This window comes from Exilispira thermophila (assembly GCF_055389015.1).
On the sequence record NZ_AP042476.1, the window covers coordinates 1,838,480 to 1,864,960 of the forward strand.

The window sequence follows — 26,481 nt, forward strand, 5'->3', positions numbered from 1 at the left end:
TATACTTATAAATTTTATTTTAATACTAATTTAATCTACTTTTAATCTATTAGCTTTTCGAAATTAAATTTTTATTCTTTTTCATTTTTTTTAAGTTTTATATATGCTTTTTCTACTGCATTAATTATAGGTTCATATCCTGTACACCTGCAAAGATTACCTGATAAACCTTCTTTAATAACCTCTTTTGTAATTTCAGAATTTTCTTCCAGTACTTTAATTGAAGCCATAACAAAACCAGGAGTACAAAATCCACATTGAGTTGCTGAAGATTCTTGAAAAGAATCCTCTATAACTTTAAATACCTTTCTTTTTTTTACTCCTTCTATAGTTTCAATCTCTTCTCCTTCAACCAAACCTACAGGAATAATGCATGAATTAACAAGTTTATTATTAAAATAAACTGAACATGCTCCACATTCACCTTCTCCACATCCCTCTTTAACACCAGTTAACTTAAAATCATTTCTAAGCACATCAAGTAACCTTCTTGAAGGGTCTGTATCAATAATTACTTCTTTACCATTTAATTTAAATTTTATTTCCATAATTATCCTCTTTTTTGATTATTTTTCATTTCAAATATGTATTCAGGAGTTGCTGGAATTTTATATAAATAAACATCAAAAGCCTGTTCTAAAGCTGATAAAATAGCAGGTGGTGCAACTACAAATGGCATCTCGCCCAAACCCTTTGCACCATATGGTCCATCCCAGTAAGGGTTGTCAATAAACTCTACTTTAAAATCTGGTACATCAACTGTAGTAGGAATTATATAATCAGTTAGATTTTTCTGCAATATCTTTCCATCTTTAATTTCCATCTTCTCCATTGTAGCATAACCCATTGCCTGTACCAATCCACCAGTCACCTGAACTCTGGATAAAGCTTCATCAATAGTTTTTCCAACTTCAACAACAGTATAAAAGTTTGTAACTTTATATTCATAAGTAATAGGATTTCCTTCTACTTCTGCAACAAGAACCTGCCATGAATATGCAGGATAAGCATCACCAATAAATTTTTTGTCATCCCATTTAACTTCTGGAGGACTTTTATAAGTTAAAATAACTTCATCTTCACCAGTTCTTAACATTTGATCAGCTGCTTTTTTGAGAAGTCCCCCAACTATCATTGTTGTTCTTGAAGCTACAGTTGGTCCAGAATCAGGAACAATTGCTGTGTCTGGATTATCCACAACAACATCATCAAGATCTATATCTAAAGCTGCTGAAACTATTTTCTTAAAAGCTGTTATCATTCCCTGACCCATCTCAACAGTAGAAACTAATGCTTTAACTTTACCATCTTTTAATCTTTTTAAACCAGCTGTTGCTTTAATGTCTTCTTCACCTCTACCTGTAAATCCTGCCCCATGAAAAATAGCAGAAATTCCTATACCCTTTGTTTTAATATTTTCAAAATCGTCAATTTTAAAGTTTGCTACCTTATCAAAAATGATTTTATTATGTTGTTCATATTCTTTATATTTTTTTGAAAAATCGGACATTTTTTCAACTTTATCAAGCATCACAGGAATATAAATTGGATCTTTCATTATCCCACCTGTTGCATTAACTTCTCCCTGTTTTAAAACATTTTTCTTTCTAAATTCAATTGGATCAAACCCAAATTTTTTACATATATGGTTTATTTGCATCTCAACAGCAAAAAAAGCCTGTGGTGCACCAAATCCTCTATACGCTCCCGTAACAATATTGTTAGTTGCAACCACTTTAGCATCTACATCATGTATTGGACTATTATAAATTCCACAACCAGCTATAGCTGATCTGGCTAATACAACAGGACTTAATCCACTATATGCACCTCCATCTAACTTTATATCAACCAGCATCCCTTTGATATATCCATTTTTATCTATATAAGTTTTATGATAAATCTCAGAAGGATGTCTTTTAGTAGTAACATTAATATCTTCTTCTCTATCATAAATAACCCTTACATGTCTTTGGGTAACATAAGCTGCTAAGGCTGCATGGGCAGCTATTAAGGATGGGAATTCTTCTTTACCACCAAATGCACCACCTGTTGTTGATTGAATAACTCTAACCCTTTCAGGGGGTAAATCAAGCATTGGATACAATGCTTTATGCACATAATAAGGACATTGCATAGACCCTATTACAGTTATCCCTTTGTTTTCAGGATAAGCAAAAAACCCTTGAGTTTCCAGATACACATGCTCTTGAAGAGAAGTAAAATAATTATCTTCTAAAATAAGAAGATTCTTTTCCGAATCCAGACTATTGATATCCCCTTTATAGTAGTGATAATGTGAAAAAATATTATCATTTTTATAAATTGGTGGTTTTTCTCCTGATAAAGCTTCATGTATAGAATTAATTGGCTCTATTGGTTCATATTCAACTTCAATTTTACTTAAGATTTCATCAACTACAAAAAGATCAGGACCAGTAACAATTAAAATAGGCTCTCCAATGTAATTTACAACATCTTCAGCTAAAAACTTTTGATCATCCAATATTTGGTGCCATATATTTTTACCAGGTATCATTTTATAATCTATTATATAATAATTTTCAGGAAATTGAGGTAAATGTATTTTCTTAATTTTTCCTCTTTGAATTTTTGAACGGTAAACTTTAGCAAACCATATATCTTCAAAAAAGTAATCTTCTATATACTTTTCTACTCCCTCAATTTTTGGTTTTCCATCAGTTCTGTTAACTTTTTTTAATATTTTAGTATCCATAATTTACCCTTATTTTGTTATTATCATAACTGTATATATAATATATAATTTTTAACTTTTTTCAATATTTTATCAAAATAAAATCTTGATTTTATTTTATTGATAAATATATTATACATAATATGAAAAATAATACAATTTATACTATTTTAATTGTTGATGATTCTGAATTACAAAGAGAGATATTAAAATCAAATCTTTCTAAAATATTTTCTTTTAATTTTCTTGAAGCAAATAATGGTAAAGAAGCATTAAAAATTTTATCTGAAAATAAAAAAATTGAATGTATTATTTTAGACCTTGTGATGCCAATAATGGATGGATGGTCTTTTCTTGAAATCTATAACAAAAGAAAATTTTCAATTCCAATTATTGTCAATTCATCAAATGATGAAATTTCTGACATTATTAATGCTTTAAATAAAGGGTGTTATGATTACTTTGTAAAACCATTAAAGAAAGAAGACCTTGAAGTTTTTATCCCTTTAAAGATTAAAAATGCAATTAAAAGTTTTAGATTACAAAATTTTTATAAATATAAAACAATTCAATTTAAAAAAGAGCTTAAACTTGCAAAAAATTTTCAAACTTCCCTTTTACCTGAAAAAATAATTAATAATGATTATATAATAAATTACTTTTATAAACCTTTTTCCTATGTTGGAGGAGATTTTATTGATTATCTGGAAAGAGATAATTTTCTTTTTTATTTTATTGCTGATATTAGTGGACATGGAGTTACTTCTTCAATGATTTCTTCTCTTTTAAAATATGAATTTGAAAGATATTTTAACAAGCATGATGATATTGAAAAATTTATTTATAGATTAAATAAAAGTTTATCCAATATTTTTACAGAAGGTTTATTTTCTACAGGCATTGTTTGTAAGCTTGATATTAAAAATTTCACTTTTCAATATATTAATTGTGCCCATCCACAACCCTTCATTTATAGAAAAGATAATGATTTAATTGAACTTACTCAAACAAGTTCAATATTAGGTGCATTTTCTGATATCGAAATTGAATCTAAAACTATTGAAATTAAAAACAAAGATATTTTATTTTTTTATACTGATGGTATATATGAATTTATTTCAAAAGATAATAGCATATTTGGAATTGACAATTTAAAAAAATCTTTTAAAGAGTTTGTAATGAGGGATAAAAAAAATTCAGAATTCTTCCATAATTTTTATAAATTTTTAAAAGAAACCTACATAAAAAAAATAGAAGATGACATTTTATTGAGTTTTATAAAGATCCTCTAAACTTAGCCTTTAAAAATATTTCCTTAATATTTTTAAATTTTTTCCGATTTTATAAATAGATTTCCCCTCCCAATTTTCCCTTAGGTCGGCCCATTTTGGTGCCGGCCATTTTTATTTCTTGACCTTTTAAATTATAGTTTTAAATTTTACACAGATTAAAATTTAGTTGTAATAATAAGTTATTTTAATTATAAATAATAAGCTATTTTAATTATAAATAATTACTATTTATTTTTTGAATTTTATCATTAAATTTTTATATGTCATATGAAGTTTTTTATTATTTTTATTGGTATAAAATTTAGGGAAAATTATGAAGAAAATTATGAAAAACAAGGTTAATAAATTAAATTTAGCACAATTTACATTTCTGATTTTTATTATTCTTTTAATATTAGCTGGCATCTCAATTGGAGCAATTTTTGCATCTTTTACAAGAATTGATATTGAAAAAGCAATAAAAAACAAAGAATTATCAATACCAACAAACATATTTGATAGAAATGGAAAACTTATTGCACAAATATATGTTGAACATAGAGAAATAATTCCATTAAAAGATCTACCTCAAGATTTGATTAATGCTTTTTTAGCTTATGAGGATAAAAATTTTTATGAACATCATGGATTCAATTTAAAAAGACTTATTGGTGCAATGATCTCTAATATTAAAAGAGCATTATTTAGACACCATCAGGGATATGTTTCTGGTGCATCTACAATCACTCAGCAACTTGCAAAAAGACTTTTTACTGAAGGGGAAAAAACAATATTCAGAAAATTAAAAGAGTTATGGTACGCAGTTCAAATTGAAAAACATTTTTCAAAAAATGAGATTCTTGAATTATATCTTAATGAAATCTATTTTGGGCATGGTGCTTATGGAATTCAAACAGCATCAAAACTATATTTTAATAAAGATGCCAGGGAATTAACACTTGGTGAATGTGCAATTTTAGCTATGCTTCCTCAATCACCATATAGACATTCCCCAATTCTCTTTCCTAAAACTGCTCAAAAAAGGCAAAAAATGGTTCTTGATAGAATGGTAGAAGCTGGATTTATAACAAAGGAGCAGGCAACTGTAGCTTATAATAATTTCTGGGCAAAATATAAACAAAAGAAATTTTCCACAGGATATTCTTCTTATAGCTTTGCGATGTCAGTAAATAAAGCACCATATTATGTAGATGCTGTTTTAAGAATCCTTTTTAAAGATTTTACTCCAGCACAAATATATAAAAAGGGATTAAATGTTTATACAGCTGTTGATATAGATTATCAACAGGCTGCTAGAAAAATTTTACAAGAATCACTTAAATCTTTAAATGAAAACTATAAAAAAAATCTTGAATACCTGAATAAATACTTATTAAATGATATTCCTGACTTTATTGATATTGCATTTCAAACTAATAATATCTACTCCAATTTGGGTTCATATAAACAACAAATGAAATTTAATAAATTTTACCTTGAAAATATAGTTGATACTCTTCATTTATCAACAACAGTTTTAAATACTCCTATATTATCATATGAAATCGAAGATAAAAAAAATAAATTTATCCAATCATTAAAAACTAAAATAATAGAGGGATCTATTGTATCTATAGATCCTAAAACAGGGTATGTATTAACTTTAATAGGAGGATCCGGGTTTAATTTACAAAATCAATTTAATAGGGCTATAAAAGGACATTTCCAGCCAGGGTCTGGAATTAAACCTTTTATATATACTGCTGCTTTTAATGAAAAATTGATTACCCCTTCAACTACAATTTTAGATGCACCAATAATTTATAATTTTGATGATGGAACTTCATGGGAACCTCATAATTACTCTGGAAAATACCATGGATATATTAGAGTAAGAGAAGCTTTGAGAAAATCTATAAACATACCAGCTGTTAAAGTTTTTGAATATTTAGGTATTGAAAAAGGAAGAACCTATCTATCTGAATTTTATGGAATTAATAGAAACAGAATTAAACCATATTTATCCACTGCATTAGGTACAATAGAAGTTACTCCTTTAGAAGTTGCAAGAGGATTTGCTACACTTGCTAATTATGGAAAAGCTGTATTTCCAATTATTGTTAGATATGTGACTGATAGGGAAGGAAAAATTTTAAAAAATTATGAAAAACAAATAAATGATAAACTTTTAAATTATAGTGATGATGAATTACAAGTTGTAGCACCCCAAGCTGCATTTTTAACAACAAGTGTACTTGAAGATACAGCTAAACCTGGTGGAACAGCATATTGGGGATTAAGACCATTTAATTTAAAATTCCCATTTGCCTCTAAAACTGGTACAACTTCTAATTGGAATAGTGCCTGGTTTCAAGGATACACTCCTAATCTTGCTACAGTTGTATGGGTAGGATTTGATAGAACCTCCTCTCTTGGAAAAGGATTTACTGGGGGTAGAGTTAGTGCACCAATATGGGGAAAATTCATGAAATATGTTTATGAAATTTTAAAAAGAAAAGTTGAAAATTTTCCTATTCCACCTAATATCATTAAACTTAGAGTTGATTCAGAATCTGGATTATTAGCTTCAAGTAAATCGAAAAGTACATATTACGAATATTTCTGGCAAGGTACTCAACCTAAAACATTAGCAAATGGTTATAACCATTTTGTTTTTTTACAAAATAATGAAAACAATAGTGAAGATTACAATATTTTCAATAATTCTAAAGATAATTCAAAAGATAACGAATTACTTGATATTTTTAACTTTGAAAACACTAACAACGATATAGTATCCCCAGAAAATCAAGAAGAAAATAATTCATCAAAAAATACTGAAGAAAACTCTAGTGATACCAATATCAAAAATACTAATGATCAAAATAGTGCAAACCAAACTAATAATGATACCTCTACAAAGGATAATAGTAAAGATAACTCAAATACAGAAGAGCAACAAAACAGTCAAACTGAAGATAATACATCAAATCAATAAGGAGCAAAATTATAGTTTATGCTTTTTAAAAAAAATAAAAAGTTACCATTTAAAAATTTTAATATTAATATTGAAAACCCAAAAAATAAGGGAAAAAATACCATTATTATAATAAATCCTAAAGCAGGTAAAAAGATTTTTCTAAATCTATATCTACCTCTTGTAGAGACTCAATTAAAAAAATACAATATAAAATATGAGACAATTTTCACGAAAAGACCAGGTGATGCAACAATAATTGCAAAGAATTATGCAAAACTTGTTGATTTTATTATTATTTTTGGTGGTGATGGGACAGTAAGAGAAGTTGTTGAAGGAATAAAAGAATACCCTATCCCCATAGGAATAATACCATTTGGGACAGTTAATGTTCTTGCACTTGATCTAAAAATCCCTTTCAACCCTATAAAAGCAACTAATAATATTATAGAAGGGAATATAAAAAAAATAGATATTGGAATAATTAATAACAAACCATTTTTGTTAATGTGTTCTTCAGGAATAGATGCATTGGCTGTACACAATGTTAATCTTAATGCAAAAAAAATACTGGGACCTTTTGCTTACATATTTTCAGCAATAAAGTCATTAATTATATATCGACCACATAAAATAACAATCAAAATAGTTGACAAAAATATTGTAGATGAAGGATTTTTAGTTATTATCTCTAATTCTAGATTTTATGGTGGAAAATTTATTATAGATAGGAATACTTCAATTGACGATGGATTGTTAAATATTTTTTTATTTAAAAAAGGTTCAATAAAAGATACATTTAGACTTTTTGCTGGTGTTTTACTTAACAAAATTGAACAAGTACCAGGAATAGTTTATTATAAAGGGAAGGAAATTTATCTAAATTCTCAAAAAAAAGTATATCTTCAAATAGATGGTGATAAAGCTCCACCACCACCTGCTCATATAACAATAAATAAAAAAGCTATAAGTATATTTTCTCCCAAACAAAAGAAGAAACAATCTAATATTATTGATGATTTAAAAAAACTATTTTCCAAAAAATAAATTGTTTTATTAATAAACATTTTCTATTAAATCAAGTAAAGTTTTAGTTAATTTTACCCCTCTTCTGTTTATAACCTTATCAACATTTTCTATAAATTTACTCTTTTTATATTTTGATTCTCCCCACATAAAAGGAGATATATTTTTAACTTTAATTTTATCAAAAATCACACTGCCTTCCTGTATAATGGTTCCACAATTTATCATAATACCAATTGAAATTTTAACATGATCTCCAAATAAAGATCCCATTTTAATAGTTTCTGAATTAACAATTTTTCCATTTATTTCAAATTTTATATTAGAATAATTATTTTTTAAATCAGAAGTTGTAGACATAGCTCCAATATTTACCCATTCTCCTAAATAAGAATGCCCTAAAAATCCAGTGTGATGTTTATTTGAAAAATCTGAAATTATACTTTCTTCAATCTCTCCAGAAACTTTGCAGGTATTTCCAATTACAGTATTTTCATGGATATACCCTTTATCAACAATGGAATTTTTCCCAATAAAGACCGGTCCAAAAATAGCAGTAAATGGATTAATTGTACTATTTGCACCTATAATTATTGGACCATTAGAATCATTTAGTTCAGTATTTTTAGCAATTTTTACATTTTTTCCAATATAAGTATTTTTTCCAATTTTAGTAAATTCTTTTTTTAAATTTGGGTAAAACCTTTTAAAATCATTTTTGATTTCAGTTTCAATTCCTGAAATAAACTCAAAAGGATACATTATTGATCGAACTTTACTTTTTACATGTAAAATATTTTTTATATTTTCATCATCTTTATGATTAAAAAGATTAACTATTTTTATTTTATGTTTATTTTTTTTATCTACTCTAAAACAAACAACTTCCTCATTTTGATCCAATAAACATTCATTAACCTTAATATTTTTTATATTATTTATATCTTTAATTCTAGAATTTACAAAAAGTATATCATCACAAATATCAAAAATATCATTTTCAACTTTATTTTTTTCCAGAAAATACTTCAATTGATATTCTCTTCCAATATAACTAATACCTTCAAATTCATTTTCATTATAAAATAGATCAAAAATTTTTTGATAAATTTTTCTAAACCCAAAATAGAGGTCAAATAATGTATGAAACCTATAAAAAGGGATAAAATTCAAATAATAATAATCTTCATAAATTACAACTCTCATGTAATTTTCTCCTCAATCTAAATTATATTTACTTTAACCTATTTTTTTAAATATTATTTTTTTATTATATATTAACTTTATATTAATTTAGCATAAGATTTTTTCATATATTTTTCATATATATATCATATCAATTGAACTTTTTATTGTTAAATTTTATTTTCATTAAATTCACTTTTTATATCTTAAAAATATTTAATTTATTTTGTTTTTAATTGTTAAATTAAAACTTTTATTTTTTTAAAAAACTTTGTTTCCTTCGAAATAAGTTGATATAATTTTCATATTTAATAACTCATCTTCTTCTTTTAAATTAAAAACATCTTTATTTAAAACAATAAAATCAGCATAATAACCTTCTGCCAATAGACCAGATTCTGGAAATAATGAATGTTTATGAGAAACATATGTATAATTTCTAATAGCTTCAAATAACCCAATTTTTTCTTTTTGATTTAAAACCTCTTTATTCAAATTAAACCCTTTATGTGTTATGGCAGCAAAAATCCCTAAAAAAGGGCTTAAAGGAGCAACAGGGAAATCTGTTGAAAAACTTACACTAATTCCTTTTCTTTGTAAAGATTTAAATCTATACAACAGGTTTTTTCTTTTACCCAGATATTTTTTTGCAGAAGAGATATCCTGATCTATATGAACTGGTTGCATAACAAAATTAACTCCCAGTCCTTTTGCTTTTTTTATAGTTTCATTGTCCATCATCTGAGCATGTTCAAGTCTTAAAAATATATTTTTATTTAAAACTCTTACTCTTTCAAAAATTGAAATAACTTCTTTATTTGCTCTATCACCTATTGCATGAATAGCCAGACCTAAATTGTTTGTTGTCACTTTATCAATTAAATTATTTATATATTCAGGAGTATAATTTCTAACACCAAGATTAAACTTTTCTGTATTTTCATATGGTTCATTTAAAAGAGCAGTTTGACTACCCAATGATCCATCATAGAGTAATTTAACAGGTCCTATTTTCACTTTATTTGAACCAATCCCTGTTTTAAGATTTAAATCTATAAATTTATCAATAGAATCTTCAGGAATAGCAATCATATTTCTAATTGTCAATTTGTTCTGGTCTATTTTATTAAAAACTTTAAATGAAGAATCTTCCCATAATAAAGAACAATCAGAAACAGCTGTTATACCATTTTTATTAAATTTTTTAATCAACTTTTTCACTTTCTTTTCTATTTCTTTTTCATCATTATTGATTAAATCTGAAACTAGTCTTGAAATAAATTTTAAAGCATTTTCAAAAAATACGCCTAATCTTTCACCATTACTATTTTTTAAACTGTTTTTTTCAAATTCTTCTCTGGTTATTCCATATTTATTAAGTAAAAAATCAGGTGGGTTTTTCAAATAAAGAGTATCCATTGCTTTTTGATTTAATAAAACTGCATGATAATCTTTTGAATATAAAACTATATTAATTTTATTAAATTTTTTCAAATCGTTTTTATCAGGAAACCCTTCTTTATCCCAATTATTTTTATCCCATCCACCACCAGTTAACCATATTTTTTCAATATCTTTGGTATTTTTTTGTAATTCCTTTTCATATTTATTTAATAAACTTTTATATTTTATCTCAATTTTTTTTATAAACTTGGAATATTTATTTACCCCTGATAAATCAAGATTATCTATAGTTAAAGCAGAATGCATAAAATGGATATGACTATCACAAAAAGAGGGAATTACAATATTGCCTTCTAAATCTATTTCTTCAAAATTTATATTTTTCTTTTTTAAGTATCTGGATACAGGAATTTCTTCATCTGAGGTAAAAATAATTTTGCCATCTGATACTAACATATATTTAAAATAATCATATTGGGCTATCATAGAATAAATTTTTCCATTTTTAAAATATTTTAATTTCATAAAATTTCCCCTTTCTTTTGATTTTATTTAATTTAATTAAAATTGCAATACTCTATTAATTATAAACTAATAAAATGATTTACAAAGCATATATTGTTAAATTCATTTTAATATTATCTAATAATATCACACTAAGTAATAATATTACACAATATTTAATCATACGAAGCAATAATTGCACACTTATTTTAATACAATATAAAAATTCTTAAAAATTTTTAATCTATATTGACAATAATCAAATACAAATTATAATTAAATTTACACGAAGCTTAATAAATTAATTAACTTAAATTTAATTGGAGGGTAAAATGAAAAAAAAGCTTTTTCTAACTATTTTCTTTATTTTAGCTATTAGTTTTTCTCTTATTTTCATAATTGGAGGAAAACAAGGTCATCCAGATCAGCTTAAAATAAAAATTATTGAAACTTCTGATGTACATGGATCTATTTTTCCATGGGATTTTAAAAATGATCAACCTGCAAAAACTTCTTTAGCTCAAATATCTACTTATGTTAACGAACAAAGAGCTAATAAAGAACAGGAAGTTGTATTAATTGATGATGGAGACTTATTGCAAGGACAACCAATTGTTTACTATTACAATTTTGAAAAACCAAATTCCAAACATATTGTTTCTGAAGTAATGAACTATATGAAATATGACCTTGCAGTAGTTGGTAATCATGACCTTGAAGCAGGACATGCTGTATACGATAAAGTTGCAAAAGAGTTCAATTTTCCATGGTTAGCAGCAGATGCTGTAAAAGTTTCTGATGGAAAACCTTACTTTCCTCCTTATAAAGTTATTGTAAAAAAAGGAGTTAAAATTGTTGTTTTAGGTATGGTTACACCATGGATACCAAATTGGCTACCTGAAAATTTATGGTCAGGAATGAAGTTTGAAGATATGGTACAATGTGCAAAAAAATGGGTTAAAATTATAAAAGAAAAAGAAAAACCAGACATTTTAATTGGTGCATTTCATGCTGGAGTTGATTATACTTATCATGGTCAAACAGCTGAAACACTATACAACGAAAATGCTTCTGAATTAGTTGCAAAATTGGTTCCAGGATTTGATATTGTATTTGTTGGACATGACCATCATGGATGGAATTATAAAACAGAGAATGGTGTTTTAATATTAGGAGCAATAAATGCTGCTAGAACTGCCGCTGTTGCAAACATAAATTTAAAATGGGATAAAGAAAACAAAAAATGGGTAAAAGATATAAGTGGTGAAATTATCGATACTGTTAATTATGAACCAGACCCAGAATTTATGAAAAAATTTGGTTATGCTGTTGATGAAACTAAAAAGTATCTTGCTCAAAAAATTGGAGAATTTACTAAAACCATAACAACAAGAGATGCAATGTTTGGAGATTCTGCTTTTGTAGATTTAATTCATAAAATTCAATTAGAACTAACAAATGCTGATATTTCATTTGCAGCACCTCTTTCTTTTGACACTTCTATAAAAGAAGGGCCTGTTTATGTTAGAGATATGTTTAAATTATATAAATATGAAAATATGCTCTATACAATGGAATTAACTGGAAAAGAAGTAAAAGATTATCTTGAATACTCATATGGAAACTGGTTTAATCAAATGAAAGGACCTGATGATCATATAATCAATTTTAAACGAGACAAAAATGGTGAATTAATTTTTAATCCAAGATACAATTCTTATGACCTTGTTGAAAGATATTACAATTATGATTCTGCTGCCGGTATTATTTATACAGTTGATGTTTCAAAACCAGTTGGACAAAGAATCAATATTGTTTCAATGGCTGATGGATCTGCTTTTGATCTCAATAAAAAATATTTAGTTGCAATTAATTCATATAGAGGAAATGGTGGTGGTGGACATTTGATAAAGGGAGCTGGAATACCTAAAGAGGATCTGGTAAAGAGAATGAAATCATCAACAGTTAAAGATTTAAGGTATTACTTAATGAAATGGATAGAGAAAAAAGGTACAGTTACTCCAGAAAAATTAAATAACTGGAAAGTAATACCTGAAGATTGGGTAAAAAATGCAATTCCAAAAGATTATGAATTATTATATGGAAAAAATGAATAAAAGAGAAAGAACATAAAATGAAAGGGGCTATAACAGCCCCTTTTTATAATTAAAAAAATATAATTATATTATTAAATATATTTAAAATATCGATAAGTAAATAAGAAACAAATAAATTTTAAAAATATAAAGATAACCATGAATGTGAATATAGCAATTAATATGAAAATAAATATAACAGTAAATATAAAAATAAACTATAAAATATAAAAATTAAAAATTAATATAAAAAATTAACACAAATAAAATTATAAAAAATAAAAATGCAATTAAAAGAAAAAGCAGCAATTTTTGTAATTATTTTCTCAATTATTTTTACAGTTGTAAAATTTATTTTTTACTATGTTTCTGGTAGTATCGCAGTTTTAAGTGAAGCATGGCATAGTTTTACTGATCTAATCACTTCAATATTTGTCTTAATTGCTATAAAAAAAGCTTTACAGGAACCTAAAAATAAAAAACCAGAACAACAAACTCCAATTGAAAATAATGAAAAAAATAAATTTTATAACTTTTTAAAATTTATTAAAAATATAAATCCTGAAATACAAATCTCAATTGTAATTGGATTCTTTTTATTTGTTATCTCCATTTTACTTTTTAGACAGATATTTGTTAGTAAAGGTGAATATATACATAAACCAGTTATAACTGGTTTGGTATTTTTATTCTTTTCAGGTTGCTTATATTTTCTTTACAGATTTAAATTTTTAGTTGGTGAAAAAACGAAATCTCAAAGTTTAATTGCTGATGCATATCATTCAAAAGCTGATATGGTAAGTTCTTTAATAACTGGTTTTATCTTAATTCTCTACTATTTTGGAATTAATCTTGATAAGCTTGCAGGATTTATTATCTCAATTAATATTTTATCATTTTCAATTGAAGTTTTGTTTAACTCAATTAGAGCTACATTAAACAAACAAAAAAAATTTGAATTTGAATATTCTACAATTACCATTATTGGTTTATTTTTCAATTTAAATATACTAAAAAAAATACTTTTAAAATTTAATATAGATTTAGAAAATAAAAAAACAAAACACTTTGTTTTAACTTTATCTAAGTATCTTTTTAAAATAACAATTTTTTTATTATTAATTTTTTATCTTTCAACATGTATATATACAGTAAATATTGGAGAAGTTGCTTTTATCGAAAGACTTGGAAATGTTATTAATAAAGAAAATCCTGTAACAAGTGGATTGCATTTCAAACTACCTCTACCATTTGACAAAATTAACAAGATTAATGTAAAAGAAATTCAATATATAAATATTGGAAATTATAGAGGCTCAGAAATGGCTCTTATCTGGTCAAACCCTTTTGGAGCTTCTAAAAAATATATTTCTGGTGACAATAATTTTTTTCTCCCATATATAACACTCCTATACGATATTAAAGATCCTTATAACTATCTATATAAATTTAAAGATGCTAAAACCTACTTAAAAAACTTAACTGAAAACCTTATAACTTCTTATTTCGCAAGTATTTCTTTTTATGATTTAATTCTTTTTAAAAGATCTCAATGGATAGAATCTATCAAGAATGATATCCAGAATGAAATCGATAATAAAAATATTGGGATCCATCTTGTAGACTTTATAGTAAATAATATGCATCCTCCTTCAGAAATTGCTCAGGCATTTGAGCAAGTTATTGCTAGCTATCAAAAAAAAGAACAGATGATCAATAATGGATATAAGTATCAAAATCAACAAATACCTTTAGCAAAAAGTGAAAACTATAGAGTAATCTATGAAGCAAAAAGTTATAAAACTAAAATCGTTGCAGAGGCAAATGGAAATTTAGTTAATTTTAAGGATAAACTAGAAATTTATTCAAAAGCAAAAAATATTGTTAAAAACATTCTATATAATGAAAAAATGGAAGAAATCCTTTCTAATAAAGAGTTATATATTATAGACAGTGAAATAAAAAATTTTGATCTTTATATGAATTTTCCAAAATTTACTGTTTTAGAAAAATAATTCTAATAAATATCTACAGGATAACATAAATGAAAAAAATTATTTTAATAACAACAATTGCCTTATTTGTTTTGATTTATTTTATTACTCAATGTTTTTTTGTTGTTAATGAAAAATATGATGTAATAGTTACTCAATTTGGAAAACCTGTTAAAATAATTACTAATCCTGGTTTATACTTAAAATTACCTTCACCATTTCAAAAAATTAATAAATTTGATAAAAGAATTAAAGTGTTAAATAGTCAACCAATTCAATTATTGTTAGGAGATAAAAATCCTATAATACTAACTTGTTTTGTTGCATGGAAAATTAATAATCCACTTTTATTCTTTCAATCAATAGTTACAGAAGAGAATGCTAGAAGGAAAATAAATGATATTGTTAATTCTCAAATTGGAGGAATTTTATCAAATTATACATTGAACAATATTATAAATACTAAAAAAGATATGGTTAAAATTAAAGAGATTGAAGATAAAATAACTTTTAATTCTAATCAAAATTCAAATAACAATTATGGAATAAATATAGTTAAAATTGGAATTCAAAGAATATCTTACCCTCAAATTGTTGCAGATGCAATTTACAATAGAATGAAATCTGAAAGAGAAAAAGAAGCAGAAAAACTTCTAGCTGAAGGTAAAGAGGAAGAGGAAAAAATCAAATCAGAAACTGACAAAGAAGCCAATGATATACTTTCGCAAGCATACGAACAATCCCAGATCATAAAAGGGGAAGGAGATAAAATTGCTTTGCAAATTTATGCATCTGTATTTAAAAAAGATCCTGATTTTTTTAATTTTTTAAAAACACTTGATGTATATAAAAAAATATTAGGGAATAATACTGTTTTAATAATTTCAACAGATTCAACATTATTTAAATATTTAAAAAAACTAACTTTTTAAAAATTGATAAAAATATTTTTATGTTTTTAGTTAAGGTAGCAAAATGAAACTAAAAAATAGTTTAAATAAATTTTTACTTATTGCATTAAAAGAATTTTTAAAGAATCTAAAGTGGATTTTAATTGCTTTATTTATTCTTTATATTTTATCAGGTTTTTTTACAATTAAACAAAATGAAATAGGTATAATTGAACTATTTGGAAAAATTATAAATTCAAATGTTAAACCTGGGATATCCTGGACATTACCATTTTGTAAAATTACAAAAGTTTCTGTAAAGGAAGTTAAAACATTAAAACTTGATGATTTTGCAAGGGAATATGAAGAAGGGTCTCAAGCTGCACTTTACAATGGTACTACAGATCTAACCCCTTATTGTATAACTGGTGATAACAATATAGTTACAATTTCATTACTTATAAAATATACTATTCAAAATCCTGTAAATTATATATACAGGATAAAAGATAATAAAGAATTTTTGAGAGGGATTTGTGCTTCAACAGTTGTAAAATTTATTTCAAAAATATCAGTTGATCAAATTTTAACCTACGGGAAAGAAAATATGATAGTTACAATTAAACAACAAATACAAAATGAACTTGACTATTATAAAAGTGGTATTCATATTGATTTTATTGAATTAAATTCTGTTTTACCACCAGAAGAGGTTCAATCATATTTTGATTCCGTTGTTAAAGCTAAAATAGAAAAAAAGAGAATGATAAACAATGCTCAACTATATAAAAACCAAAAAATTCCAGAAACCAGGGCTCAAGCCCAAAAATTAATTCAACAAGCTCTAGCATATAAAAATGAAAAGATAAACCATGCTAAAGGAGATGTACAAAGATATGAAGCTTATTATTCTCAATATGTTAAATCAAAAAATGTAAATAAAACAAAACTTCTATTAGAATATTTATCTAAAATTCTTCCAACATTAAAACAAATTATTGTTGTAGATAAAAATGGAAATAAAAATTATCTAAATTTAAAATATTATCCATCAAACACCAATCAAAAAAAATAATTTTATATTTAACTTTTTAGATTAAATATAAATATTCATTTTATGAAAAATTATTTATTTATTCTATAAAAAAATAGTTATTCATTTTATATAAAACAATATATAAAAAAGAGGGTATTTTTTTAATAACCCTCTTTTTTAATATCTATATCTGTTATATTACTTTTTATAATTTCTAAAATAATATAAAATTAAATTAAACTTCTGTATCTACAAGTGACTTTTCCTGTTTTCTTTTGATCCTATTTCCAATATATGCATAAATATATCTTGCTACAACAAGAAATAAAATAATTCCTTTAATAATTTCAACAATAGAATTTGGTGTCTGGACAGTTCTGGCCATATACTGACCACCAGAATCTAAAGCACCCCATAATATTGCAGCAAATATTACTGCAATAGGATCATTTGATGCTAACAATGCAACAGAAATACCATTCCACCCATAACCTGCATTTAAATTCTGAAACATTTTATGTTGTAATCCAGTTACCTGAACAAATCCTGCAATTCCTGCTAAAAAACCAGAAATTAATAAAGCTCTATATATATTTAAAGAAATAGAAATACCCTGAGTTCTAGCAGCATCTTTATTTTTACCAACTGCTCTAATCTCAAACCCAATTTTAGTATAAAACAATACATAATAAACAACCAATGCTGTAACTATAGCTAAAAGTATACCAGTATGTAATCTATAATTAGCATCTGGTAAAAAAGATTTAAACATTGGTAAAAAATTATTGCTAGCAATATTATTTGTAACATAAGGATGTTTGGAAATACTAGGATCTCCACCCATTGCTCTAATAAATATATCTGATGAAAATCTAGCAACATGGGCCAACATCATAGTTGTAATAACTTCATGAGCACCTGTTTTTACTTTTAATAGAGCTGGAACATAGTTCCATGATGCTGCAAAAAGTCCAGACAAAAGAAAAATAATAGTTAATGAGATTAATGGAGGAAGTTTTAAAACTATTCCAAAATATGTTGCAGCCATTGCACCAATATAATATTGACCTTCAGCACCAATATTAAAAAGTCCACCATGAAAAGCAAATGCAACAGATAACCCTGTAAATATCAAAGGGGTTGCATTTAAAATTGTAATATGCCAGTTTCTAACAAATCCACCATAAAATAATGCTTTATATGCTGTTATAGGATTATAACCAGTAATTAAAAGAATTATTGCACCCAGAATAATTGCTGTTAAAATACCAATAAGTGGAATATACAAATTGTTTAGAAATTTTTTAAATATACCAGTAAACTCTTCTTTAGGTAAATATTTTCGTTGATATAAAACATATAATACTACAGCAAGTATTAAAAATAAAATTCCATAGAAATATGAAGCTATATACAATATTGTACCTATTAAAGCTAATAAAATAGTTATTGAAAGAATTATTATATCGATAGTTTTGTTTCTTTTAATATTTGTTGTTTCTTTATTCATTTACAGGCTCCTTTTTTCCACCAGTCATATAAAATCCAACTTCTTTATCTGTTGTTTTTTCAGGAATAAGTTCTTTAACAATTTCACCTTCATATAATACTAAAATTCTATCAGACAAAGTAAAAATCTCTTCAAGTTCTAAAGATATCAATAAAATTGCAACATTTAAGTCTCTCATTTTTAATATTTGTTTATGAATATACTCAATAGCACCAACATCAAGTCCTCTTGTAGGTTGGGCTATTAGTAAAAATTTAGGATTTCTTGAAAACTCCCTTGCTAAAATTACTTTCTGTTGATTACCACCTGATAAATTACCAGCTGGAACTTTACTTGAAGGGGTTCTTATATCATACTGTTTAATTAACATTTCAGAATATTTTTCAATTTCTTTTAGATTTAAATTTATTCCATTTGCAAAAGGGGGTTTATAATGTTGCCCAATAACAATATTTTCTGATATTTTCATTGGTAAAATCAACCCAAATCTTTGCCTATCAGCTGGAACAAAAGAAAAACCCGACTCAATCCTTTCTTTTGTAGAATTGTGTTTAATATCTTTACCATTTATAAGAACTCTTCCTTTTTCTATTTTTCTTAACCCCATAATTGCTTCTGCTAACTCAGTTTGACCATTTCCATCAACTCCTGCTATTCCAACAATTTCTCCTGGTTTTATATCTATTGATAAATCTTTAATTGCATAAACATTTTTATCACTTTTAACAAATAAATTTTCTATTTTAACTAATGGTTGATCTTTAATTTGTTTAGGCTCCTTATGCACAGTTAAAACAACTTCTCTTCCAACCATCATATTTGCAAGCTCTTCTTTAGTAACATCTTTTGTAAATTTTTCCCCTACCACTTTTCCCTTACGCAAAACATAAACCCGTTCTGAAATCTCCTTTACCTCTTCTAACTTGTGGGTTATTATTATTATCGATACACCAGAATCCCTTAAATTCCTTATAACATCAAATAATTCTTCAACTTCCTGAGGAGTTAATACAGCAGTTGGTTCATCTAAAATTAAAATTTTAGCTTTTCTATACAATGCTTTAACAATCTCAACTCTTTGCTGTAATCCAACTGACATGTTTTCAATTTTTAAATCAGGGTCAAAATGGAGATGATATTTCTCTTGAAATTTTAAAACTTCATTCTTTGCAGCTTTTTGGTCTAAAAAATCATATTTTCCTGGTTCATTTCCTAAAATAATGTTTTCTGTTGCCGTAAAGTTTTCAACTAACATAAAGTGTTGGTGAACCATTCCTAAACCCAACTTTATAGCATCTTTTGGAGATTTTAACTCAACCTTTTTTCCTTCAAGTAAAATTTCTCCTGATGTAGGTTTATATAAACCATAAAGGATATTCATTAATGTAGATTTACCAGCACCATTTTCACCTAATAATGCTAAAATTTCACCTCTCCTTAAATTGATTGAAACATTGTCATTGGCCAGAACTTTAGGAAATTGTTTTACAATATTCCGCATTTCAAGAATAATATCATGATTAGTATTTTTGGTCATATATAATCCTTTTTATATGTAAAAATATTAGATTTTATACTCAGTAATTAATAAATTAAAATTTATAAAAATCAATAAAAAATATTATAAATCTATTTAATTTATTTAAAAATTAAAATATTTAACAAACATTAACAATCTTGATATTCTATTAATATATTTTATACTTTTATAAATTTATAGAATTAAATTTGTAGGTAAACTTTATTCTTATTTTATAATTTTACTTTTCAGTAAAAATTTCAGGAACTTAAAAATGAAGAAAAATAATAACAATCAAATAAAAAATAATAAAAATAATGCTTCTAATAATAATGAATCTTTAAAAATTGATATTGAAGATAAAGAAATTTTAGAAGAAGAAATCCACAAATTAAAATCTGAAATAGAAAGTTTTAAAAAAGAGAGAGAAAGAATAAGAAATATTGTAGGTAAAATTGGTGGAGTACCTACACTTGAAGCTAAATTGTTAAATATAGCATTTATTCTTGGAGTAATTATTCCACTAATATTAACATTTTTTGTTGGAGATAAATACTCTGTATTCATGATTGATATTGCTATAGGAGTTTTATCATTAAAATTGATTTATCTTATCCACCAATTAACAAGAGTTAACCATTTTGAATTATGGATTTTAACTTCTTTAGAATGGAGGATGAATGAAATTGTAAATGAAGTAAGAGAAGTATTTGATATTATAAAAAAGGAAAAATAAGATATTTATAATTTAAGCATGCAATATAAATTAAATATGTAAATTAAAAGATTCAATTTCAAAATGAATAGATATAAAAGTTTAAAAAATTTAAAAAGAATATAAAAAAGGAGAAATATTATGTCTAAAGAGTACATCCTTGCTATTGATGCTGGAACAACTTCTTCAAGGAGTATCTTATTTGATAAAATGGGACAACCTATTGCATCTTCTCAAATTGAGTTTAATCAAATATACCCTAAAAAAGGGTGGGTTGAACATAATCCTGAAGAAATCTGGGAAACTCAACTAAATACAATCAAACGAGTTATTGATAAAGCAAATATTGAACCATCACAAATTGTATCAATTGGTATTACCAATCAAAGAGAAACAACTGTGCTCTGGGATAAAAAAACAGGGAAACCAGTATATAATGCAATAGTATGGCAATGTAGAAGAACATCCAATTACTGTGAAAAAATAAAACTTTCAGGATTTGATAAAGTAATATTTGAAAAAACAGGTTTAATTGTTGATCCTTATTTTTCAGCTACAAAAATAAAATGGATTTTAGAAAACATTGAGCAAGCAAAAGAAACTTTGAAAAAAGGTAATCTTGCTTTTGGAACAATTGATTCATGGCTTCTTTTTAATTTAACAAAGGGAAAATCTCATAAGACAGATTTTTCAAATGCTTCAAGAACTATGCTTTTTAATATAAACAATGGTTCATGGGATAAGGAACTTTTAGAATATTTTAAAATACCTGAATCAATTTTACCTGAAGTGATTCCATCTAATTCTTTATTTGGATATCTTGATAAATCTATTTTAGGTGTAGAAATTCCTATAAACGGTATACTTGGGGACCAGCAAGCAGCACTATTTGGTCAAACATGTTTCAAAGTTGGAGAAGCCAAAATGACCTATGGAACTGGAGGATTCATCCTTTTTAATATAGGTAATAAACCTGTTCTTTCTAAAAATAAACTTTTAACAACAATTGCATGGAATTTGAATAATAAAACTACCTATGCAATCGAAGGATCTGTTTTTATTGCTGGCGCTGCTATTCAATGGTTAAGGGATAATCTTAATTTAATTGATAATTCAGAACAATCTGAAACTTTTTCTTTTAATGTTAAAGATAATGGGGGAGTTTATTTTATTCCTGCATTTACAGGTTTAGGTGCTCCATACTGGAATCCATTTGTAAGAGCATCTATATTTGGAATTACACGAGATACAAAAAAAGAACATATTGTTAGAGCTGCTCTTGAAGGAATAGTTTTTTCTACCAAAGATGTTGTTGATGCAATAGAAAAGGACACAAAAAAAATATTAAGTTTACTAAAAGTTGATGGGGGTGCATCTAAAAACAATTTCTTGCTTAAATTTTTATCAGATGTTCTAGGTAAACTCATTATAAGACCAACAAATGTTGAAACTACCGCTCTTGGAGCTGCTTTAATTTCTGGTTATGGATCTGGAGTTTATTCATCTCTGGAAGAAATTTCAAAAATTTATAAAATTGAAAAACAATACATTCCACAAATGGATGAAATAAATAGAAAAAAATTATATAATACATGGTCTGATTATGTTAAAAGGCTACTTTAACTATTATCTTATTATCACTTTTTTAAATATTAGTATAACTTTAATTCTTATTAAAAAAAGTACCCTGCAATTAGCAGGGTAAGGAGGGTGGTTATACCTGGTAATCCCAGAAATAACTATCATTAATAATTTCGGCCATTAAAAAAAAACTTTATATTTTTTTTAGAAATATTTTTTTAAATATTTAAATATTTTTTAAATGTTTAGTATTGACAATATAAAATATTTTTATTTTTTATTAGCTTTATTGGCAAAACAGAGATAACCTGTATGGGCTACCATTCTATCAACCGGTCTTGTCATATTTTCTTTTACCCTTATCTGTCTTTCCCATAATTCAAAAGTATGAATATTTCTAAAACCAGTTTTTTCCATCAAAAAAACTGTTTTTTGAACTTGCTCAATATTTGGGGATAAAAATCCCATTTTTCCACCATATTTTAAAGCTTTATATACCTTTTCAATAACATTCCATGGTTCAGGTAGATCTATAAAAATAGTATCAACATTTTTTTGTAAAATCTCATTATTATAAACATCGATATTGTAAAACTCAACATGATCAATTTTACCGTATCTTTTTACATTTTTTTTTGCATTTTCTATAAATTTATCATTTATATCATAAGTGTATAAAAATCCTTTATCTGATAATAAATTTGAAAATAAAATTGTTAAAGCGCCTGAACCTGTTCCAAGTTCGATTATTTCAAAATCAGGCATAATACCTAACTCAATAATAATTTTTCCTGCTTCTTTTGGATAAATAATAGTGTTTTTCCTTTCAACTTTCATCATCCTATCAGCATGAGAAGGATGTAAAACAAAATATTTTAAACCTTTACTTGAAATTAATACATCACCATACTTAAGATTGTCTGGTAAAATAAAATGCCCTTTATGAGATTGTACAAGTTTTTTAGGTTTGTAATTTATAAGAAACCTTGAATTGTCAGAATGATATAAATATATCAAATCATTTTCATTTACAGTGTTTTTATCAACCATATAGACTTTTCCTTTTTTAAATATTTTATCATTTTATGTTTTTTTATAAACTTAATAATTATAATTTTAAAAACTTAATGATTACAAAAACATATTCTATTAATAAAAATTTAATAAAAATTATTTTCAGTATAAAAAAATTATTAACAAAACATATCATTAACTGAGTATGCAATTAAATAAATATACAATGAAATAAATATAATATTAATAATTTTTTAAAAGTAGTTATTTCTGTTATCAAAGCACCAATCTTTATTATTAATAGATTTAATAAACTATAAAAAAATAAAATTAATAACAGATAAAAAATTTTTAATGAATTCTTTATTGAGATGATAAATTAGAATAAAAAAAAGAGTGCCGAAGGCCGGACTTGAACCGGCACGTGGAAACCCACGAGGGATTTTAAGTCCCTTGCGTCTACCATTTCCGCCACTTCGGCACTTATGTCTTGCCTTTTTAAAAAAGGCGACGACCGGATTCGAACCGGTGAATAGCGATTTTGCAGACCGCCCCCTTAGCCACTTGGGTACGTCGCCTGCTCGAAAACTAAATTACCTAATTTTTATTTTTTTGTCAACAAAAAATTTAAAATTTAATAATATTTTTCATTTAAATATTATTTGATTCTTAACTCTAAAAGTTGTTCGTTTGTTTCTCTAAATCTTTCAACTAAAACAGGAAGAATATCTAAAGCAATTTGAGGATTTTCTTTGAGGACAGCATTAAATTCCCAATGAGTCATAGCCATTGTTATAGTATCTTCAATTGCAATTACTGAAGCGGTTCTTGGTTTATCATCTAATACTGATAATTCTCCAAAAAATTCTCCTGGACCATGTTCAGCAATATCAATATCTTTACCACCCTGTAAAGTTTTTACTATTTTAACTTTACCTGATTTTATAATAAATAAACCTATACCTCTTTCCCCTTGTTTCACAATAACTTCACCTTTTTTATATTCTCTTTCTTGTAACAATCTTGCAATAGTAGTTAAATGTTTTTCATTTAACTTTGAAAAAAGTGAAACATTTTTTAATAATTTAATATTTTCCTTCATATACACCTCACATTTTATTTTATAAAAATTGACTAAAATAGTTAATACTAACAAATAACATTGTTAAATTATTTTATTTACTAACACTATAAGGTTAACTAAAAAAACAAGTTAAGTCAATTATTTTTTTTAATTTTTTCATAAATATATTTAATATATTATTTAACCTATTTCTATTTATTGGCATTTTACATTGATTTAATTAATATTTATTTTAAATTATTTAATCTGGCGATGAACTATTTTAATTTGATTAATTGAATTTAATAAATTTTTTTCAAAGCTTTTATAAAAAATTCAACAATTTTTTTATCAAACTGGATACCTGAAAATTTTCTTAACTCTTTTATAGCATCATTGAATGTTAAACCTTTTCTATAAGGTCTATCTGAAGTCATAGCATCAAAAGTATCAGCTACTGCTCCAATCCTTGCAAACAAAGGGATCTTATCTCCTTTTAATCCAAATGGATATCCTGTACCATCTATTTTTTCATGGTGATACAAAACAAAGGACAAACCTTTTTTTAAATAGTCAATATTTTTAATTATTTCATATCCTATGATTGGATGTTTCATCATTATTTTAAATTCTTCTTCATTTAAGGGACCTTTTTTGGTTATAATCGATTCAGATATTCCTATTTTTCCTACATCATGCAATATAGCAGATAATCTTACTATTTTTAAATCATCAACACTAAGTCCCAATTCCTTCCCTATCATCATAGAATACCTCATAACCCTCAACGAATGCCCTTTTGTATATTTATCTTTTGCTTCAATAGCTGATGCTAAGGATAAAGTAGTTTGAAGATATGAATTTGAAATTTCACGATACAGGAATAAATTATCAACATTAGTTGTCAATACATTAGCAATAGAGTTTATAATATTAAAGTCGTATTTGTTAAAAGATGGTTTATTTTCTTCCCTAAAAAGTGAAAAACACCCTTTAAACCTTTTAGAATAAAATGGAACAATTATTGAAGAACCAATGGGACCTTTAAATATGTTAAATGTTTTATTAAACCTTGGATCTATAGATAGATTTTTTATTAAAAATGGCCTTTTTTTTATTATACTTTCAGAAAAAATATCTTTAGATATTTTCCACTTCCTTTTAATAATTCTATTAAAAAAACCTTCACTTATAATCTTAAAATACAATTTACCACTGCTATTAACAAAAACAATTGCCCCAATATCAGCTTCAATTTTTTCAATTGAAAATTTTAGTATTATTTTCAAATTTTTTTCAAAATTAGAATTATAATTAAGTTTTTTTCCAGTAAAAATCAATAGTTCTGTATTTTCTTTGCTTTTTTCAATTTGTCTTTTTAAAATATATTCCAGAATTAAAGGATAAAAAAAATTGTTTAAATTTTTTAAAATAGTTTCAAATCCAGAAAAAAAATCAAAATTAAAATCAACTAAAAATATTGTATTGCCAATGCAGTCACCATCTTTTTTTAAAGGTATTATAAAAAAAAAGATTTGTTCTATATCATTATATACATTAGTTACTTTTTTATATACAAAATTCTCAGAAATTAATTTAATAACCCCTTCAGAGTGCATTTGTTCAATATTAGAAATAATATTTTCATTTATATTTTCCTGTAAAAATAGTTCATGTAAATATTCTGGAGGTTCATTTAAATAAAAGGTAAATTTATCAGATTTTATAAGTTTTTTTAAATAATAGATATACTTTTTTATTAAAAAATTTAATATATTATCAATATTATTTTCTGTCTTAATTTTATGAAAATCAACTTCAAATGATTTTTTATCAAAAAAGGAATTGAATTGAAGATTATAAAATAGATCTTTTATTAAGGGATTTTTGTTATATACAGGAGGTAAAATTACTAAACCATTTTTTTCTTTTACTTTCTTGAAAAATGTAAATATTTCAGTAGTATTTTTATTCATAATT

18 protein-coding genes and 2 tRNA genes are annotated in these 26,481 nt (G+C 25.4%); 9 read left to right on the top strand and 11 right to left on the bottom strand.

All coding sequences use genetic code 11. The features are described from left to right. Nucleotides 1-71 precede the first annotated feature (71 nt). Both ACZ5EC_RS07785 and ACZ5EC_RS07790 read right to left on the bottom strand, forming a co-directional pair. Nucleotides 72-548, bottom strand: a complete 477-nt coding sequence (locus ACZ5EC_RS07785) for a (2Fe-2S)-binding protein (RefSeq protein WP_464301915.1) — start codon at nt 546-548, stop codon at nt 72-74. A gap of 2 nt (nt 549-550) precedes the next feature. After that, a complete protein-coding gene (locus ACZ5EC_RS07790; RefSeq protein ID WP_464301916.1) occupies nt 551-2,737 on the bottom strand; it encodes a xanthine dehydrogenase family protein molybdopterin-binding subunit in 2,187 nt (728 codons plus the stop codon). Between the two features lie 122 nt (nt 2,738-2,859). On the opposite strand from ACZ5EC_RS07790, the gene ACZ5EC_RS07795 reads away from it, so the two are divergent. The 3 genes from ACZ5EC_RS07795 to ACZ5EC_RS07805 all read left to right on the top strand — a co-directional run bounded on the left by ACZ5EC_RS07795 (nt 2,860) and on the right by ACZ5EC_RS07805 (nt 8,011). Continuing rightward, on the top strand, nt 2,860-4,008 hold the full coding sequence (locus tag ACZ5EC_RS07795; protein ID WP_464301917.1) for a SpoIIE family protein phosphatase: 1,149 nt from the start codon (nt 2,860-2,862) through the stop codon (nt 4,006-4,008). Nucleotides 4,009-4,321: 313 nt separating this feature from the next. Beyond that, the gene (locus ACZ5EC_RS07800; RefSeq protein ID WP_464301918.1) at nt 4,322-6,985 is read left to right on the top strand and encodes a penicillin-binding protein 1A; all 2,664 of its coding nucleotides are present in this window, start codon (nt 4,322-4,324) and stop codon (nt 6,983-6,985) included. A gap of 18 nt (nt 6,986-7,003) precedes the next feature. Next, nucleotides 7,004-8,011 carry a diacylglycerol/lipid kinase family protein gene (locus ACZ5EC_RS07805; RefSeq protein ID WP_464301919.1) on the top strand — a complete coding sequence of 336 codons (1,008 nt, stop codon included), beginning with the start codon at nt 7,004-7,006 and terminating at the stop codon, nt 8,009-8,011. Nucleotides 8,012-8,020: 9 nt separating this feature from the next. Here ACZ5EC_RS07805 and ACZ5EC_RS07810 read toward each other — a convergent pair whose 3' ends face one another. Further along, entirely contained in the window at nt 8,021-9,196 is a 1,176-nt protein-coding gene (locus ACZ5EC_RS07810) for a putative sugar nucleotidyl transferase (protein WP_464301920.1), read from the bottom strand. Between the two features lie 240 nt (nt 9,197-9,436). After that, nucleotides 9,437-11,104, bottom strand: coding sequence for an amidohydrolase (locus tag ACZ5EC_RS07815; protein ID WP_464301921.1), 1,668 nt, complete (start codon nt 11,102-11,104; stop codon nt 9,437-9,439). Nucleotides 11,105-11,415: 311 nt separating this feature from the next. On the opposite strand from ACZ5EC_RS07815, the gene ACZ5EC_RS07820 reads away from it, so the two are divergent. The 4 genes from ACZ5EC_RS07820 to hflK all read left to right on the top strand — a co-directional run bounded on the left by ACZ5EC_RS07820 (nt 11,416) and on the right by hflK (nt 17,138). Further along, entirely contained in the window at nt 11,416-13,200 is a 1,785-nt protein-coding gene (locus tag ACZ5EC_RS07820; protein WP_464301922.1) for a bifunctional metallophosphatase/5'-nucleotidase, read from the top strand. Between the two features lie 263 nt (nt 13,201-13,463). Further along, a complete protein-coding gene (locus ACZ5EC_RS07825) occupies nt 13,464-15,194 on the top strand; it encodes an SPFH domain-containing protein (protein WP_464301923.1) in 1,731 nt (576 codons plus the stop codon). Nucleotides 15,195-15,223: 29 nt separating this feature from the next. Further along, nucleotides 15,224-16,105 carry a protease modulator HflC gene (gene hflC, locus ACZ5EC_RS07830; RefSeq protein ID WP_464301924.1) on the top strand — a complete coding sequence of 294 codons (882 nt, stop codon included), beginning with the start codon at nt 15,224-15,226 and terminating at the stop codon, nt 16,103-16,105. Nucleotides 16,106-16,148: 43 nt separating this feature from the next. Continuing rightward, nucleotides 16,149-17,138 carry an FtsH protease activity modulator HflK gene (gene hflK, locus ACZ5EC_RS07835; RefSeq protein WP_464301925.1) on the top strand — a complete coding sequence of 330 codons (990 nt, stop codon included), beginning with the start codon at nt 16,149-16,151 and terminating at the stop codon, nt 17,136-17,138. Nucleotides 17,139-17,334: 196 nt separating this feature from the next. Here hflK and ACZ5EC_RS07840 read toward each other — a convergent pair whose 3' ends face one another. Then, nucleotides 17,335-18,609 carry an ABC transporter permease gene (locus ACZ5EC_RS07840; protein ID WP_464301926.1) on the bottom strand — a complete coding sequence of 425 codons (1,275 nt, stop codon included), beginning with the start codon at nt 18,607-18,609 and terminating at the stop codon, nt 17,335-17,337. Next, nucleotides 18,602-20,146, bottom strand: a complete 1,545-nt coding sequence (locus ACZ5EC_RS07845) for an ABC transporter ATP-binding protein (RefSeq protein WP_464301927.1) — start codon at nt 20,144-20,146, stop codon at nt 18,602-18,604. The genes ACZ5EC_RS07840 and ACZ5EC_RS07845 overlap by 8 nt, the downstream gene beginning before the upstream one ends. Nucleotides 20,147-20,402: 256 nt before the next feature. On the opposite strand from ACZ5EC_RS07845, the gene ACZ5EC_RS07850 reads away from it, so the two are divergent. Both ACZ5EC_RS07850 and glpK read left to right on the top strand, forming a co-directional pair. Then, nucleotides 20,403-20,864, top strand: a complete 462-nt coding sequence (locus ACZ5EC_RS07850; RefSeq protein WP_464301928.1) for a hypothetical protein — start codon at nt 20,403-20,405, stop codon at nt 20,862-20,864. Between the two features lie 120 nt (nt 20,865-20,984). Then, nucleotides 20,985-22,466 carry a glycerol kinase GlpK gene (gene glpK, locus ACZ5EC_RS07855; protein ID WP_464301929.1) on the top strand — a complete coding sequence of 494 codons (1,482 nt, stop codon included), beginning with the start codon at nt 20,985-20,987 and terminating at the stop codon, nt 22,464-22,466. A gap of 228 nt (nt 22,467-22,694) precedes the next feature. Here the strand turns inward: glpK and ACZ5EC_RS07860 are convergent, their stop codons facing one another. The 5 genes from ACZ5EC_RS07860 to ACZ5EC_RS07880 form a co-directional block, all read right to left on the bottom strand. Continuing rightward, complete coding sequence (locus ACZ5EC_RS07860; RefSeq protein WP_464301930.1) at nt 22,695-23,474, bottom strand: tRNA (adenine-N1)-methyltransferase; 780 nt, start codon at nt 23,472-23,474, stop codon at nt 22,695-22,697. 361 nt (nt 23,475-23,835) lie between these two features. Next, a tRNA-Leu gene (locus ACZ5EC_RS07865) sits at nt 23,836-23,919 on the bottom strand. A 24-nt stretch (nt 23,920-23,943) separates the two neighbouring features. Then, nucleotides 23,944-24,016: transfer RNA gene (locus ACZ5EC_RS07870), tRNA-Cys, on the bottom strand. An 80-nt stretch (nt 24,017-24,096) separates the two neighbouring features. Further along, entirely contained in the window at nt 24,097-24,540 is a 444-nt protein-coding gene (locus ACZ5EC_RS07875) for a Crp/Fnr family transcriptional regulator (RefSeq protein WP_464301931.1), read from the bottom strand. A 263-nt stretch (nt 24,541-24,803) separates the two neighbouring features. Continuing rightward, a complete protein-coding gene (locus ACZ5EC_RS07880; protein WP_464301932.1) occupies nt 24,804-26,477 on the bottom strand; it encodes an HD domain-containing phosphohydrolase in 1,674 nt (557 codons plus the stop codon). Between the last annotated feature and the right edge of the window lie 4 nt (nt 26,478-26,481).